This is a genomic window from Pseudomonas koreensis (assembly GCF_025447595.1).
GTDB classification, from domain to species: Bacteria; Pseudomonadota; Gammaproteobacteria; order Pseudomonadales; family Pseudomonadaceae; genus Aquipseudomonas; species Aquipseudomonas koreensis_H.
The window spans coordinates 347,685-361,032 of sequence record NZ_JAOEJU010000002.1 but is presented as its reverse complement, the minus strand read 5'-3'; the positions used below and the strand labels follow the sequence as shown (position 1 = coordinate 361,032).

Here is a 13,348-nt window from a genome sequence, read left to right as displayed (position 1 = left end):
CTCCAAAAAATTCGCGAGCAAGCTCGCTCCCACAGATTACGCACCAACCCTGTGGGAGCGAGCTTGCTCGCGAAGTGAGTGCAACGAATGCTGTTTAAGCAGTCACTCGGCGCTTTTCCGCCACCCAACTGCGACCATACAGCACGATAATCGCTGCAATCGCCACGGCCTGCGCCGTCAGCGAATAGGCATCGGCATGAATTCCCAGCCATTCGAAGTCGAAGAACGCCACCGGCCGGGTGCCGAAGATCCCGGCTTCCTGCAACGCCTTCACGCCGTGACCGGCGAATACCACCGACAGAGCGCACAGCAGCGCTGCGTTGATGCTGAAGAACAGCGTCAGCGGCAGTTTCGCCGAGCCGCGCAGGATCACCCACGCCAGACCGAACAGCAGCACCAGCGCCGTCGCACCGCCGGCGAGCACCGCGTTGTGCCCGGCGGGACCTGCCTGCAGCCACAGGGTTTCATAGAACAGAATCACCTCGAACAGCTCGCGGTACACCGAGAAGAACGCCAAGATCGCGAATCCGAAACGCCCACCGCCACCAACCAGGCTCTGCTTGATGTAATCCTGCCAGGCCGCCGCGTGCCGACGGTCGTGCATCCACACGCCGAGCCACAGCACCATGACGCTGGCGAACAGCGCCGTGGCGCCTTCGAGCAGTTCACGCTGGGAGCCGCTGACATCGATCACATATGCCGCCAACGCCCAGGTGCCGAGGCCGGCCAGCAACGCCAGACCCCAACCGACGTTGACGCTGCGCACCGCCGATTGCTGGCCGGTGTTGCGCAGGAACGCGAGGATCGCTGCCAGCACCAGAATCGCTTCCAGGCCTTCGCGCAGCAGAATCAGCAGACCGGAGATGTAGCTCAGCGACCAGCTCAGACCGTCGCTGCCCAGCAGGCCGGCGGATTCCTTGAGTTTGGCCTTGGCCGCGTCCAGACGCTGCTCGGCCTGCTCCACCGGCAAGCCGTCCTGCAGCGATTGCCGATAGGCCATCAGGGATTTTTCGGTGTCCTTGCGCACGTTGGCGTCGACGTTGTCCAGCGAGCTTTCGACCAGTTCGAAGCCTTCCAGATACGCCGCCACCGACAGGTCATAGGCCTGATCGTGTTCACCGGCGCGGTACGCCGCCAGGCTCTTGTCCAGAGTCGCGGCGGTGTAGTCGAGCAACTGCGCCGGGCCGCGTTTGACCTGCGGCGGCTGCGCTCGCTGTACACGGAAGATCGCGGCGGCGTCAGCACCTTCGGCGGCCTGCACTTCGGCCGGGGTCTGACGGGCCAGGTCGGCGATGTTGTAGGTCTTGTCGGATTTGGCCGTGGCCGGATCGGCGCTGAACTGTGCGATGTAGGTCGCCAGATCCCAGCGCTGACGGTCATCCAGCTGATCGGCGAAGGCTGGCATGTCAGTGCCTTCCACACCTTGGCCAAGAGTGCTGTAGATCGCGTACAGGCTCAGGTGATCCATCCGCGCAGCGTCGCGCAGATTGGCCGGCGCCGGCGTCATGCCGAGACCCGCCGGGCCGTCGCCGGCACCCGCGTCGCCGTGGCACACCGAGCAGTTTTGCGCGTACAGCGGCGCGCCACGGGTCGGATCGGGCGTGATGATCGGGGCCTGGCTGACTTCATAAGCCACCGCCAGTTTCGCGCCCAGTTGCCGGGCCTGACGGGCGACGTCCGCGCCGTCCTGTTTCGCGGTGATCGCGGCGTGCAAGGCGGTGACGCCCTGTTCCAGCACCGCTTTCTCCGGTTTGGCCGGCAGGCCGGCGATCAACCCTTGCAGCACCTGGGTGAATTCCAGCTGCTCGCGGTATTCGCCATCGTCAATGACCTTGCCTGCCTCCACCGTCGGCGGGTAATCAGCGCTGATGTAATCCAGCAGGTGCAGCGCTTGCGGCGCGCCTTCCACGGTGTCGGCCAGCAGATTGAAGCTGCTCAGGGCGCACAACGGGAACACCAGCCAGGCCAGGAATCGGGACGCGGCAGTCATGAATGAGTCTCAAGTGGAAATGCGAAGTTACATATTGTTCACGTCGATCGAGATCGACTCAAGCTTTCTCGGTGACTTGTCGAGAGATCTGCGCTGCTCAACGCCAATACTCATCCCTATAATGCTGGCCCGCCCCGCCCTTTCCGTTCAAGGAAGAACCGTTGCCCATGCGTCGACACTCGCTGCTTCTACTGCTCGCCAGCGTCGCCCTGCAATTGAGCGGGTGCGCCGCCTACCGCAATTACGACCTGGAAATGCAACAGACCAACGACCGGCTGATGCACGCCGACTACCAGGGCGCCCTGGATGTGCTGGAGTGGAACAACCCGTGGGAAGACAAGGATCTGCTGTATTACTTCGAGAAGGGCTCAATCCTCAGCTTCGCCAACGCACGGCCCCAGAGCCAGACAGCCTGGCGCAGCGCCGACCGGATGGTGTTCCAGCGCGAAGAGGCGGTGCCTTCTGCGCCCATGAAGCTGCTCAACCGCTTCGCCTATGAAATGGGCACCATGCTGGTCAACGACAAGCTCAGTCGCTACGAAGGTTACGACTACGAAAAAGTCATGCTGACCACGCAGATGGCCCTCAATCAGCTGGCCGAAAGTGATTTCGACGGCGCCCGGGCCGACATCAAGAAAACCCACGAACGCGAAACCCTGATCGCCCGCCAGCGGGAACGCCAGTACGAAGAACTCGAAGAGCAGGCCAAGGCTCAGGGTATCGCCGTGCATTACAAGGACCTGCAAGGCTATCCGGTCACCACCCTCGATGCGCCGGCCGTCATTGAATTGAAGAACGGTTACCAGAGTGCCTTCAGCCATTACCTCGCCGGGTTCACCTACGAAGCGCTGGGCGAACGCGGCCTGGCTGCGCCGGGTTATCGCCAGGCGATCGAGTTGCGCCCGAACACGCCCTTCCTCGAACAGGCGCTGCGCAATCTCGACAAACCGCCAGCCAAGGATGATGAAAGCGATGTTCTGATCGTTGTCCAGAGCGGTCTGGCGCCAGCCCGCAGCTCGGTAACTGTGCCGATCCCGGTCCGGCTCAATGAAACCCTGGTCATCACCGCGCCGATCTCGTTTCCCATTCTGGTGCCGGATACCGTCACACCGGCGTTCGACCACATCCTGGTCGATGGCCGCAAACGGCCACTGACCGTGATCAACAGCGTCACCGACATGGCGTTCCGTACGCTGCGCGACGACATGCCGGCGATCATTTCCCGGGCGATGTTTCGCGCCAACATGGCCGCCATTTCCCAGGCTCAGGAAAACGAACGCAATCCGGCCAAGGCATCGCTCGTGGTGACGGAGCACGATCCGTTTGAAGAAGCCGACACCCGCACCTGGCGCACCCTGCCGGACAAGACGCTGGTGGCACGAGTGCGCCTCAAAAAAGGCAATCACCAGTTCAGTGCGCCCAATGCCCCGGCAGCGGCGCCGGTCACCTTGCGTATCAACCGCGACCATCAGTTGATCAACCTGCGGGTTTTGAGCGACGTCGCCAACGTCATCGGCAACGCCAGACTGCCCGACAAGTAATGGCACCTAACTAACCGGTGCAATTAAAAAGCTATTACATGGCCAGCATCACCCGCCTATAATGCCGCGCCCGCGCTATCGCGATGCGGCATTAAAGCTCCTCTTTTTATGAGGAATTGGCAGGAGGCCAACGCCACTGCCGATCGGTCCCAGCAGCCCGACCCGCACCGAGGCTGTCGCTACTCATGGAAGAAGTACCCCATGGCATTCCGCGCTCCCACTCTGATCGCGCTCAGCGCTGTCACCCTGCTGTCCGGCTGTTCGGCGTTTCGCAACTACGATTCCGAACTGGCCCAGACCAACCAGCAACTGGCCACCGGCAACGTCGACGCCGCCCTGACCCTGCTGGAAAAGAACAACACCGGCCCGGACAAAGACCTGCTCTATTACTTCGAGAAGGGTGAGCTGCTGCGCGCCAAGGGCGATCTGTCCGGCAGCCAGAGTGCCTGGACCAGCGCCGACCAGGTGGTGGGCAAGTGGGAAGACTCAGTCAAGCTCGACACCGACAAGTACCTGGCCCAGTTCGGCAGTTTCCTGGTCAACGACAAGGTGCGCCGCTACGAAGGTTACGACTACGAGAAAGTCATGCTGACCACGCAGATGGCCCTGAACCTGCTGGCGGTCAACGATTTCGACGGCGCCCGCACCGCGATCAAGAAGACTCACGAACGTGAGGCCGTGATCGCCGACCTGCGTGACAAGGAATACCTCAAGAGCGAAGAGGAAGCCGAGAAGGAAGGCGTCAAGACCGAATACAAGGACTTGCAGGGCTACCCGGTCGCCAGCCTCGACGCGCCGGAAGTGGTCGGCCTGAAAAACAGCTACCAGAGTGCGTTCAGCCACTACCTGGCCGGTTTCGTCTATGAAGCCCTGGGCGAGAAAGACCTCGCTGCGCCGGGCTATCGCAAGGCTGCCGAGCTGCGCCCGAACACCCCGCTGCTGGAGCAGGCGCTGGTCAACCTCGACAAGCCGGTCAAGAGCGATGACAGCGACATCCTGATCGTGGTGCAAAGCGGTCTGGCGCCGGCCCGCGATTCGATCCGCGTGCCGTTGCCGCTGCCGATCTCCAACAACGTGGTTATCACCCCGCTGTCGTTCCCGATCATCAAGCCTGACACCTCCACCGCGCCATTCGCGCAGATCGGTGTCGACGGCCAACAGGTCGACCTGACCGCGCTGAACAGCACCACCGCCATGTCCCGCCGCGCCTTGCGCGATGACATGCCGGGGATCATCCTGCGCACCACCGTGCGTGCGATCACCAAAGGTGTGGCGCAAAAGAAGATCAACGAGACCAACCCGCTGGCCGGTCTGGCAGTCGGTATTTCTTCAGCTGTGCTCGAAGGTGCCGATACCCGTACGTGGCGCACCCTGCCGGACACCACTCAGGTGGTACGTCTGCGCTTGAAGAAAGGTGAGCACCACGTCACCCTGCCGAGCGCCGTCGGTGGCTCTCAGGTCAAGGTGACCGTCGATCAGCGTTACCAGGTGATCACCCTGCGCGCCGTCGGCAATCAGGTGTTCGCCGCCGGCCTCGCCGCCCACGTCACCCCGAGCGCTGGCGCCACCGCCGTGGCCAGCCTCAAACAACCTTAAGAACGGAGTCTTTGCATGCGCTTCAAACTCATCGCCGTCGCCGCCCTCGCCCTTTTGGCGAGCGGTTGCGCCACCCCGCCACCACCGGAGCCGGGCAGTGCCGCGAGCAAGGTCGTGGCCATGGGCCCGCAGAAACACATCGTGGTCGGCGCGATGCGCGTGGCCCGCGAAAACGGCTTCATGACCGTCAACGTACAGTTGAGCAACACCCTCAACAGCAACAAGACGTTCTACTACCGCTTCGCCTGGCTCGGGCCGGAAGGTTTCCCGATCGCCGAAGAAGAAGTCTGGAAGAGCCAGATGATGTACGGCGCCCAGACCAGCTTCATCCAGGGCATCGCCCCGACGCCGAAAGCTGTGGACTTCCGTCTGGAACTCAAGACGCCTTAAGCCCGACACCCTATTCCCGATTCAGAGACCATTCCCATGTTTGCACGCTTTTCCTTCATCGCCGTCCTCGCCCTGCTGGCCTCCGGTTGCGCCAACACTTCGCCGACCCTGGGCAGCAAGAACATCAGCTACGGCGACACCAAGGCCGTTGAAACCGTGACCAACGAGTTCGGTTCGACCGACCTGCAGATGATCGCCGAGTCAATGACCCGTTCCCTGGCCCAGTCCGGCATTCTGCAGGGTCGCCCTGTGGTGCAGGTCTACGACGTGAAGAACAAGACCAGCGAATACATCGACACCCGCGAAATCACCACCAGCATCAAGACCCAGCTGATGAAGTCCGGCACCGCCCGTTTCGCCAGCGACAACACCGCCATGCAGAGCCAGGTCGACCAGCTCAAGCTGCAAAACCAGAGCGGTCTGTACAAGAAGAGCACCGTGGCCAAGACCGGCAACATGATCGCCGCCAAATACCGTCTTGAAGGTTCGATCAGCTCGATCGTCAAGCGCAGCAGCGACTACAAGGACGTCTTCTACAAATTCAGCCTGCAACTGATCGACGTTGAAAGCGGTCTGGCCGAGTGGATGGACGAGAAAGAGATCCGCAAAACCACGGAGCGTTAATCGATGCGCACATGGATTGGCATGATGGCCCTGGCTTGCGCGTTCAGCGTGCAAGCGGCCCCGAAAGTAGCGGTGACGGATCTGGCGTACCAGGAACGTGTGGAGCAATACATCCACATCGTTTCGGCCCAGAACAATTACCGCGAGGGTTACTACAGCTCCAGCGGTTCTTCGAGCTACAACGAACTTGAAGCCACTACCAGCTACATCGAACAGACCGAACTGCGCAAGTTCACCGGCGACATCAAGGGTGAAATCCTGCGCACCGGCATGTTCCAGCTGGTGCAGGGCACGCCGTACACCGCGTCCTCCAAGGGTGACGTCTACGACGTGATCAAGCGGATCAAGGCCGGCAACTTCAAGGGCGCCGACTACGTGCTGTTCGGCACCGTGTCGGACATCGACTTCACCCAGGACGTGAACGAGCTGGCGAACACCGACAGCTATTCGGCAGTGCTGGGCCTGACGCTGGTGGCCGACTTCAGCCTGATCAACACCAAGACCTACGAAATCACCTCAGCCTTCACGGCGATGGGTGAAGCGCAGGACACCAAACTGGTGAACCACCGCGACATCAAGATCTCGCTCAACCGCCCACGGGTGGTGCGTGACGTGTCGAAGGCGCTGGGCGAAGACGTGGCCGGACAGCTGAGCATGCAGCTCGGCGGTGGTGGTTACGAGCAGCCGCGTGAACCGCAGCAGCGCAACAATCTGCCGCGTGATACTGCACCGGTGATTCTGCGCTGATCGACAGCCGGAAACGAAAAAGGCGACCTGAAAAGGTCGCCTTTTTTATGCCTGTACGCTTTACGCAGCAGCTTTGCGCAACGTCGCCATGAACGCCGCCGCGCCGATGAATAGCCCGGCAAACGTGCGGTTCATGCGTTTCTGCTGGGTCGGTGTACGCAACAGGCGCAACACCTTCGACGCCAGACCGGTGTAGCCGGCCATGACGATCAGGTCGACCGCGATCATGGTCACGCCGATCACCACATACTGGATCAACAGCGGCGCATGCGGATTGATGAACTGCGGCAGCACCGCCAGCATGAATACCAGCGCCTTGGGGTTGCTGATGTTCACCAGAAAGCCACGGAACACCAGGGCCAGCGGCTTGCCGATCGGCCGGACCGCCGCGTCGTCACTCATATCCATCGGCAGTGCGCGCCACTGTTTGATCGCGAGATAAACCAGGTAGGCGACACCGAACCATTTGATCGCATGGAACGCGGTGGCCGAAGCGGTGAGGATCGCGCCGACACCGGCGCCGACGATGGCGATCTGCACAGCCAGGCCGATCTGCAGGCCCAGGGCATTCCAGTAGCCGCGCCAGAAACCGTATTGCAGGCCGCTGGACATCGACGCAATGGCACCGGCACCCGGAGAAAGACTGATCACCCAGCAGGCGGCAAAAAACGCCAGCCATGTTTGAAGCTCCATCGCACACCTCGACTTCGGACTCGTGACAATCCTCAAAGCTAATGCGGATTTGGCTGGTTGACTACCGATTTTTTGCAGGATGTTGCAGCCGCCGACCGTGGGAGCGAGCCTGCTCGCGAAAAGCGTCAGTACAAACGCCGGGAGCCTACTTTTCGAAACCGCTGGAAGGGAAGACATCCGACCCGCGCCAGCGTCGCACCGAACGCTGGAAGAACAGGCTGTTGGGCACTTGTACCATGGCGCTGCCGGTGCCGAGTTCTTCAGCTTCGATCAAGGTGGTGTAGAGCAGATTGATCGCCACCACCCGGCCTTTGACGCCGGGTTTGTCGGTGGTGTCGACCAGTTCGACCACGTCGCCGAGACGGAACGGGCCGACGGTGAAGATCAGAATTGCGCAGAGCAGATTCGACAGCACACTCCACATGGCGAAGAACGCCACCGCCGCCACCGCGACGAAGCCCGACAACGCAGTCCACAGCACCGTGGCCGAGACCCCGAGGCGTTCCAGCACAAAGATCAGCGCACTGCCCATGATCAGCCAGCTCAGACCGCCGCGCAGCGGCATCAGCAACTGCGGCGGGAACGGGTACTTCTCGCCGAGGCGAGTCAGGAAGCGGGCGACGACGCGCTGGGCGAAGTAGCCGGCCAGCAGGATCAGCAGAATCTGCACGCCGAGCCAGATCGGCTCGACCCACATCGCCGGCAATGGAAGTTTGAAAGCTTCCATCAGGACAACGCCTCCAGCTCCGCCTGCATGCTTTCCAGCGTTTCCAGAGCTTCCATCCACGCTTCTTCAAGTTCGCCTTCGCGGACTTTCAGCTTGGCCTGTTCGGCCAGCAGTTCACGCAGTTCGTTCTTGCGTGCCGGCTCGTAGATGTCGCTGTCGCCAAGGCTGGCATCGACCTTGGCCAGTTTCTCATGCAGCTTTCCGAGCTCGGCTTCGAGCTTGTCAGCTTCGCGTTTATGCGGCGCCAGTTGCTGACGCAACGCAGCGGCAGCCTGGCGCTGGGCCTTCTTGTCGGTCTTGTCCGGGTTGACCGGCGTGTTGCTGACCGGGGCGTTGCGCTGACGGTATTCGACCAGCCAACGGGCGTAGTCTTCGAGGTCGCCGTCGAACTCTTCGACCTTGCCGTCCGCGACCAGGAAAAAGTTGTCGGTGGTGCTCTTGAGCAGGTGCCGATCGTGGGAAACCACCAGCACCGCACCACTGAATTCCTGCAACGCCATGGTCAGCGCCAGGCGCATTTCCAGATCGAGGTGGTTGGTCGGTTCGTCGAGCAGCAACAGGTTCGGCCTTTCCCAGGCGATCAACGCCAGGGCCAGGCGGGCCTTTTCGCCACCGGAGAAGTTCAGCACCGGCTCGTCGATCCGCGCGCCACGGAAATCGAAACCACCGAGGAAATCGCGCAGGGTCTGTTCGCGCTCGGTCGGCGCCAGACGCTGCAAGTGCAGCAACGGGCTGGCCTTGGAGTCCAGCGAGTCGAGTTGATGCTGGGCGAAGTAACCGACCACGGTGTTCTCACCGCGAGTCAGACGCCCGGCCAGGGGCTCGAGTTCACCGGCGAGGTTCTTGATCAGGGTCGATTTACCCGCGCCGTTGGGGCCGAGCAAGCCGATCCGCGCGCCGGGAGTCAGTTGCAGCTTGACCTTCTCCAGCACGGTTTTCTCGCCGTAACCCAGGCGCGCATCGGACAGGTCGATCAGCGGGCTGGAGATCTTGGTCGACTCGCGGAACACGAAGTCGAACGGCGAATCGACGTGGGCCGCCGACAGCTCTTCCATCCGCTCCAGCGCCTTGATCCGGCTCTGGGCCTGACGGGCCTTGGTGGCCTGGGCCTTGAAGCGGGCGATGTAGCTTTCCATGTGCGCACGCTGCGCCTGCTGCTTCTCGTAGGCCTGTTGCTGCTGGGCCAAGCGTTCGGCACGGGCGCGTTCGAACGCGGTGTAGCCGCCACGGTAGAGGGTCAGCTTGCGCTGATCGACGTGGGCCACGTGATCGACCACTTCATCGAGGAAATCCCGGTCGTGAGAAATCAGCAGCAAAGTGCCGGGGTAACTTTTCAGCCACTCTTCGAGCCAGATGATGGCGTCGAGGTCCAGGTGGTTGGTCGGTTCGTCGAGCAGCAGCAGGTCTGATGGGCACATCAAAGCCTGCGCAAGGTTCAGACGCATCCGCCAGCCACCGGAGAAATCTCCTACCTGACGATCCATCTGCTCGTTGGTGAAACCGAGGCCAGCCAACAATTTGCGAGCCCGCGCATCGGCGGTGTAGCCATCGGCGCTGTCGAGTTCGGCGTGCAGGCGGGCCAGCGCGGTACCGTCGTGGGCCTCTTCGGCTGCCGCGAGCTCACGCTGCACTTCGCGCAGGCGCAGGTCGCCGTCGAGCACATAGTCGACCGCCAGGCGTTCGAGCGTGTCGACCTCCTGGCGCATGTGGGCGATACGCCAGTCGGCCGGCAGCAGGCAGTCACCCGAGTCCGGGTGCAACTCACCGCGGAGCAAGGCGAACAGGCTGGATTTGCCGGCGCCGTTGGCACCGATGAGGCCGGCTTTGTGGCCGGCGTGCAGGGTCAGCTCGGCGTCTTCTAGCAGACGTTGCGGGCCACGCTGTAAAGTCAGGTTCTGAAGTCGGATCATAATGGCGGCGGAGTCTACCAGCTTCCCCCGCAACTGGCGCGAGTAGCACGATGTCCTCTGACCTGTGGAGCTTTGCCCTTGCCGTCTACGCCCGTCCCGGCGTGGAGGATGCCTGCCTGCGCCTGCAATCGGCGGGGGCCAACGTGTGCCTGATGCTGTGCGGTTTATGGCTGGAACAACGCGATGCGACCTGTGACGAGGCATGCGCCCGGCAGCTTCTGGAACTGACAGAGCCTTGGGACAGGGAAGTGGTCCAGCCGTTACGCGCATTGCGCATGCAGTGGAAAACCCTGGCCGACACCGATCCGGTACTCAAGGGCATGCGCGAGCAGATCAAGGGATTGGAGCTGGAGGCGGAGCGTGCGCTGCTGTCACGCCTGGAAGGCGTCGCGCAAGGCTGGAAGCGTAATTCGAAGGAATCGAGTGACTGGCTGCAAGTGCTGGCCGGCCCTGCGGCCAACCTGAACCGCGACGCGCTGCAAGTGCTGCGCGTCGCGGCGACCGGCGCTTAGGAGGCGCTGGACGGGTTGCTGGCGACGCTCGACACCGGCGCCGGCGATGGCGTGGTTGCGGTGGTCGAGGTAGTGGCGGCGGATGCCGGTGCTGCGGTCGGAGCCGGAGTTGCCGGTGCGGCAGGTTTGGCAGCAGGCGCAGTGGCAGGTTTTGCTGCAGCTGGTTTTGCGGCTGGCTTGGCGGCAGCCGGCTTGGCAGCGGCAGGTTTTTTCACCGCAGGTTTTGCAGCTGGTTTCGCTGCCGGCTTGGCGGCCGGTTTAGCAGCGGTCGCTGGCTTGGCTACGGTCGTTGCAGGCTTCGCTGCTGCAGCCGGTTTGGCCGCTGGTTTTGCAGCAGGTTTGGCCGCAGGCTTGGCCGCTGGTTTCGCCGCCGCTTTGGCAGCAGGTTTGGCAGCAACCGGTTTGGCAGCGGCTTTCGCCGCAGGCTTGGCTGCAGCAGTTTTGGCGGCCGGTTTAGCGGCGACTTTAACGGCTGGTTTTGCTGCCGGTTTAGCGGCCACTTTGGTGGCTGGCTTGGCAGCTGGTTTTGCAGCGGCGGTTCTTGCCGGTGCCGCTTTTGCAGCAGCGGTTTTCGCCGCAGGTTTGGCGGCTGGTTTTGCAGCAGCCGGTTTGGCGGCAGCTGGTTTGGCCGCTGTGGTTTTAGCCGCAGGTTTGGCAGCGCTGGCGGCTGCGGGTTTCTTCGCGGCTGGTTTTGCAGCGGTTTTCACTGGCGCTTTCGCAGGCGCTTTGACCGGTGCTTTTGCAGCAGGTTTGGCAGCCGCTTTTTTCGCAGGTGCCGCTGCAGGTTTAGCCGAACGCAGGGACAACGCCTTGCCGACGGCCTCTTGAACACGACCGACACCCTGGGCCAGTTTCAGGCTTTCCTGGGCATCGCGCTTGAGTTGCAGAATGTAGCTGCGGGTATCGGACTGACGATCCTTCAGCGCATCGAGCAGGTCTTCGAGTTCCTTCACGGCAGCCTTGGCCTTGGTCTGCGCCTTGGCTTTACCGGCTGTTGCTGCGTCCTGCAATTTGGTGCGGGATTTGTGCAGTTTTTCTTGCGCCTTGCCGCGTTGCTTTTCCAGTTTGGCGAGCAGTTTTTCAGCATCAGCCAAAGCTTGGGAGCAAGCGTTTTCCAGATGCTCGAGCAGGCTGCCCGAGAGTTGTTGGAGTAAATGCAACGGAGTGTTTACAGGCTTCTTGGTGGCCGACATGGTTTACCTCCTGGCTGACGTGAGTGCGGCTCATACTAGACCTCTGCTGCTACCGCCGCTAGGGCATGTTGACAGTATCGAAAGCACTCGGTTGCAGGCTTGCGAAAAACTTCTGCGCATTGGCAAAAGCAGTTCACCGTTGCAGACGTTCGCGCTGGCATAATCCACCGCAATTCAGGACGGAGAGTGCCCATGTCGCGCTACCTTTTTTTATCCCTCTGCATGATCTTTTCCGTGGCCCAGGCCGACGAAAAAACCACCGCGAACGATGCTCACGATCTGGCTTACAGCCTCGGTGCCAGCCTCGGTGAACGGCTGCGTCAGGAAGTGCCGCAGCTACAGATCCAGGCATTGATCGAAGGTCTGCAGCAGGCCTATCAAGGCAAGCCGTTGGCGCTGAGCGAGGCCCGCATCGAGCAGATCCTGGCTGATCATGAATCGCAGACAGCCGAGCAGGCAGCGATGCCTTCGACTGAAGCGGCGATGGAAAACGAGCGACGTTTTCTCACCGCCGAAAAAGCCAAGCCGGGTGTGAAGGAGTTGGCCGACGGCATCCTGCTGACCGAGCTGGCACCGGGGAATGGCACGAAGGCCGGGCCGGACGGAAAAGTGCAGGTGCTGTACATCGGCCGGCTGCCTGACGGCACCGTGTTCGACCAGAACACTCAGCCGCAGTGGTTCAATCTCGACAGCGTGATCGCCGGCTGGCGCACCGCGTTGCAGAACATGCCGGTCGGTGCGAAGTGGCGACTGGTGATTCCATCGGATCAGGCTTATGGCGCTGACGGTGCTGGCGACTTGATCGCGCCGTTCACACCGCTGGTGTTCGAAGTGGAATTGCGCGGCGCGACCAGTTGATCGCCCAATAAAAAACGGTGCGCTGTGGGCGCACCGTTTCTGTGTCTTGCGAAGTCCGATTCAGGCCTGAACCGAATCCTCTTCCTTGTGTGCGGTATGCAGCACTTCGATCAGGCAGTCTTCCAGTTCGAAGCGCTCGTGGAGCAGGCCGCCCAGCTCCTTGAATTTCTCCGCAACGCATTTGCCTTCATCGCAAAGGTCGTTGAATGCGAGCAGCTTTTCGGTGATGACATCGATCCGCGGATAGATCGTCTCTGCCAGTTCCAGGCCGCGCTTGTCGTTGAAAGCCTTGGCCTCGCCCGTCAGCTGTTCGTAGATCTCGAAGTGGCCGGCCGAGACATAATCGACGAGCACTCCACAGAATTCCTGCAGGGGTTTTCGATCTTCGGACAGCGCTTGAGGTTTGGCGCCCAGCTTGTCGTAAGCAGCGATCAATTCCTCGCGCTCCTGGAGCCAGCGGTCGATCAGCAGATGAACTCCACCCCAACGTTCCTGAGCATTCTGACAACTTTCGAGCATGGCGATCTCTCTTCCCTTGTGGGTCATGCTGCCCTGCACCCGCGCCCC

Annotated in this window: 13 protein-coding genes; 7 read left to right on the top strand and 6 right to left on the bottom strand. The window is 61.8% G+C overall.

The features are described from left to right. Positions 1-94: 94 nt before the first annotated feature. On the bottom strand, positions 95-1,990 hold the full coding sequence (locus N8H71_RS05450) for an FTR1 family protein (protein WP_262193209.1): 1,896 nt from the start codon (positions 1,988-1,990) through the stop codon (positions 95-97). Positions 1,991-2,157: 167 nt separating this feature from the next. Between N8H71_RS05450 and N8H71_RS05445 the strand changes: the two genes are divergently transcribed. The 5 genes from N8H71_RS05445 to N8H71_RS05425 all read left to right on the top strand — a co-directional run bounded on the left by N8H71_RS05445 (position 2,158) and on the right by N8H71_RS05425 (position 6,888). Then, positions 2,158-3,531: a COG3014 family protein gene (locus N8H71_RS05445; protein WP_262193208.1), complete on the top strand. Its 1,374-nt coding sequence runs from the start codon at positions 2,158-2,160 to the stop codon at positions 3,529-3,531. A gap of 201 nt (positions 3,532-3,732) precedes the next feature. Then, complete coding sequence (locus N8H71_RS05440) at positions 3,733-5,127, top strand: COG3014 family protein (RefSeq protein ID WP_262193207.1); 1,395 nt, start codon at positions 3,733-3,735, stop codon at positions 5,125-5,127. Positions 5,128-5,142: 15 nt separating this feature from the next. Next, on the top strand, positions 5,143-5,517 hold the full coding sequence (locus N8H71_RS05435; protein ID WP_011336502.1) for a YcfL family protein: 375 nt from the start codon (positions 5,143-5,145) through the stop codon (positions 5,515-5,517). Between the two features lie 36 nt (positions 5,518-5,553). Further along, positions 5,554-6,141: a penicillin-binding protein activator LpoB gene (gene lpoB / locus N8H71_RS05430; RefSeq protein WP_007951848.1), complete on the top strand. Its 588-nt coding sequence runs from the start codon at positions 5,554-5,556 to the stop codon at positions 6,139-6,141. A gap of 3 nt (positions 6,142-6,144) precedes the next feature. After that, entirely contained in the window at positions 6,145-6,888 is a 744-nt protein-coding gene (locus tag N8H71_RS05425; protein ID WP_085689935.1) for a penicillin-binding protein activator LpoB, read from the top strand. 60 nt (positions 6,889-6,948) lie between these two features. Here the strand turns inward: N8H71_RS05425 and N8H71_RS05420 are convergent, their stop codons facing one another. The 3 genes from N8H71_RS05420 to N8H71_RS05410 all read right to left on the bottom strand — a co-directional run bounded on the left by N8H71_RS05420 (position 6,949) and on the right by N8H71_RS05410 (position 10,218). After that, complete coding sequence (locus N8H71_RS05420) at positions 6,949-7,581, bottom strand: LysE family transporter (protein WP_007951851.1); 633 nt, start codon at positions 7,579-7,581, stop codon at positions 6,949-6,951. 145 nt (positions 7,582-7,726) lie between these two features. Beyond that, positions 7,727-8,308, bottom strand: a complete 582-nt coding sequence (locus tag N8H71_RS05415) for a mechanosensitive ion channel family protein (protein ID WP_262193206.1) — start codon at positions 8,306-8,308, stop codon at positions 7,727-7,729. Beyond that, a complete protein-coding gene (locus N8H71_RS05410; RefSeq protein ID WP_262193205.1) occupies positions 8,308-10,218 on the bottom strand; it encodes an ATP-binding cassette domain-containing protein in 1,911 nt (636 codons plus the stop codon). The genes N8H71_RS05415 and N8H71_RS05410 overlap by 1 nt, the downstream gene beginning before the upstream one ends. Before the next feature lie 50 nt (positions 10,219-10,268). Here N8H71_RS05410 and N8H71_RS05405 point away from each other — a divergent pair, with 50 nt between their 5' ends. Beyond that, positions 10,269-10,730, top strand: a complete 462-nt coding sequence (locus N8H71_RS05405; RefSeq protein ID WP_262193204.1) for a TIGR02444 family protein — start codon at positions 10,269-10,271, stop codon at positions 10,728-10,730. Here the strand turns inward: N8H71_RS05405 and N8H71_RS05400 are convergent. Continuing rightward, positions 10,727-11,923, bottom strand: coding sequence for an AlgP family protein (locus N8H71_RS05400; protein WP_262193203.1), 1,197 nt, complete (start codon positions 11,921-11,923; stop codon positions 10,727-10,729). The two genes, N8H71_RS05405 and N8H71_RS05400, sit on opposite strands and share 4 nt — an antisense overlap. Before the next feature lie 192 nt (positions 11,924-12,115). Here N8H71_RS05400 and N8H71_RS05395 point away from each other — a divergent pair, with 192 nt between their 5' ends. Further along, on the top strand, positions 12,116-12,781 hold the full coding sequence (locus N8H71_RS05395) for an FKBP-type peptidyl-prolyl cis-trans isomerase (RefSeq protein WP_262193202.1): 666 nt from the start codon (positions 12,116-12,118) through the stop codon (positions 12,779-12,781). Between the two features lie 60 nt (positions 12,782-12,841). Here the strand turns inward: N8H71_RS05395 and N8H71_RS05390 are convergent, their stop codons facing one another. Then, positions 12,842-13,300: an Rsd/AlgQ family anti-sigma factor gene (locus N8H71_RS05390; protein WP_007951863.1), complete on the bottom strand. Its 459-nt coding sequence runs from the start codon at positions 13,298-13,300 to the stop codon at positions 12,842-12,844. Between the last annotated feature and the right edge of the window lie 48 nt (positions 13,301-13,348).

What these genes read in the sequence shown, in the direction of transcription:
- N8H71_RS05450 (WP_262193209.1), bottom strand. Translation starts at nt 1,990, where the DNA reads ATGACTGCCGCGTCCCGATTCCTGGCCTGGCTGGTGTTCCCGTTGTGC.
- N8H71_RS05445 (WP_262193208.1), top strand. Translation starts at nt 2,158, where the DNA reads ATGCGTCGACACTCGCTGCTTCTACTGCTCGCCAGCGTCGCCCTGCAA.
- N8H71_RS05440 (WP_262193207.1), top strand. Translation starts at nt 3,733, where the DNA reads ATGGCATTCCGCGCTCCCACTCTGATCGCGCTCAGCGCTGTCACCCTG.
- N8H71_RS05435 (WP_011336502.1), top strand. Translation starts at nt 5,143, where the DNA reads ATGCGCTTCAAACTCATCGCCGTCGCCGCCCTCGCCCTTTTGGCGAGC.
- lpoB (WP_007951848.1), top strand. Translation starts at nt 5,554, where the DNA reads ATGTTTGCACGCTTTTCCTTCATCGCCGTCCTCGCCCTGCTGGCCTCC.
- N8H71_RS05425 (WP_085689935.1), top strand. Translation starts at nt 6,145, where the DNA reads ATGCGCACATGGATTGGCATGATGGCCCTGGCTTGCGCGTTCAGCGTG.
- N8H71_RS05420 (WP_007951851.1), bottom strand. Translation starts at nt 7,581, where the DNA reads ATGGAGCTTCAAACATGGCTGGCGTTTTTTGCCGCCTGCTGGGTGATC.
- N8H71_RS05415 (WP_262193206.1), bottom strand. Translation starts at nt 8,308, where the DNA reads ATGGAAGCTTTCAAACTTCCATTGCCGGCGATGTGGGTCGAGCCGATC.
- N8H71_RS05410 (WP_262193205.1), bottom strand. Translation starts at nt 10,218, where the DNA reads ATGATCCGACTTCAGAACCTGACTTTACAGCGTGGCCCGCAACGTCTG.
- N8H71_RS05405 (WP_262193204.1), top strand. Translation starts at nt 10,269, where the DNA reads ATGTCCTCTGACCTGTGGAGCTTTGCCCTTGCCGTCTACGCCCGTCCC.
- N8H71_RS05400 (WP_262193203.1), bottom strand. Translation starts at nt 11,923, where the DNA reads ATGTCGGCCACCAAGAAGCCTGTAAACACTCCGTTGCATTTACTCCAA.
- N8H71_RS05395 (WP_262193202.1), top strand. Translation starts at nt 12,116, where the DNA reads ATGTCGCGCTACCTTTTTTTATCCCTCTGCATGATCTTTTCCGTGGCC.
- N8H71_RS05390 (WP_007951863.1), bottom strand. Translation starts at nt 13,300, where the DNA reads ATGCTCGAAAGTTGTCAGAATGCTCAGGAACGTTGGGGTGGAGTTCAT.